Here is a 1188-nt window from a genome sequence, read left to right as displayed (position 1 = left end):
GGCCTGGGTCGCGCGCGTGCTGCCGGCGCTGCCGCTGACTACCTTGCCCGGCGTGCCGGACGTCATCGACGGCATCACGATGTGGGAAGGCGACGTGCTGGCCGTCGTCGACCTGCGCGTGCTGCTCGCGCTGCCGCTGACCGAACTGGCCGACCCCGGCGCGCTGATCGTCCTGCGCGGCGAGGAGAGCCGGTTCGCCGTGCTGGCCGAGGCGATCGACGGCACCCGGCGCTTCCCGCACGACTGCCTTGGACACGACCTGCCGATGCTGGCCGACCCGGACGCCAGCTACCTGCTCGGCGTCGCCCCCGACCGCACCGCGCTGCTGGACGCGCGGCGCCTGCTTGCCGATTCCACGCTGATCGTGAATACGGACCACCAATAACAAGAGGAGATTCCCATGCGCGCCCTGGCCGACTTTTCCACCCGCGCGAAACTGATGCTCGGTTTCGCATTGATCGTCGTGGCGATGGCGCTGTCCAGCTTCTCGTCGTGGAACGGACTCGCGCGCCAGCGGGCGTTGCAGCAACGCCTGTACAACGACGACCTGGCGATCACGATGAACGTGCTGGAGCTGCGCAGCGCCATCAACCGCGAACGCGTGGCGCTGCTGTCGACGCTGGTTGCGGGCAGCACCGTGCAGGCGGGATTCGGCCGCCAGCTCGAGGCCGAGGAAGGTGCGATCCGGAAGCTGCTCGGCGAGCTCGCCGCGCACAAGGACGCCGACCAGGCGTTTGCCGCGGACTACGCGCGTCTCGTCAACGCCTACCAGGAATACGGCGTCGTGCGCGACAACGACGTGCTGCCGCAGGTGCGGGCCGGACAGCGCGCGGCCGCCGGCGAAGCGGCGACGGGACGCCTGCAGAACACGTTCGACCGGCTCAGGACCGTCGCCGACGAGATCGCGGCGAAGCAGATGCAGGAAGCCCGGACCCGGATGCGCGATGGCGAGGCGCTGGTGGAAAGCGCGGGCGTGACGCTGATCGTCCTGAACCTGGCGGTCGTCCTGCTGGCGTTCGTGAAGACGGTGTGGCTCAACCGCGCCATCGCGGTTCCCCTCCGGGAAGCGACCACCGTGGCCGCGCGCATCGCGACGGGCGACCTGCGCGCCGACGTCCCGGCCGGCACGAGCCGCGACGAGGTCGGGCAGATGCTGCGCGCACTGGGCGACATGGTGCAGTCCTGGCG

The 1188-nt window shown here is 70.4% G+C and carries 2 protein-coding genes; both read left to right on the top strand.

The genetic code is table 11. The features are described 5' to 3' along the window. On the top strand, window positions 1-385 hold a 385-nt coding region (locus ACEN88_RS32235; protein WP_413346288.1), incomplete at its 5' end, for a chemotaxis protein CheW. 15 nt (window positions 386-400) lie between these two features. After that, the coding region (locus ACEN88_RS32230; protein ID WP_413346286.1) for a HAMP domain-containing protein at window positions 401-1188 on the top strand (788 nt) is incomplete at its 3' end.

The sequence above is a fragment of the Massilia sp. CT11-108 genome (assembly GCF_047302915.1).
Taxonomy (GTDB): Bacteria; Pseudomonadota; Gammaproteobacteria; order Burkholderiales; family Burkholderiaceae_D; genus Telluria; species Telluria orientalis.
Note: the sequence above shows the minus strand (reverse complement) of the source record. Positions and strands in the feature narration are given on the sequence as shown.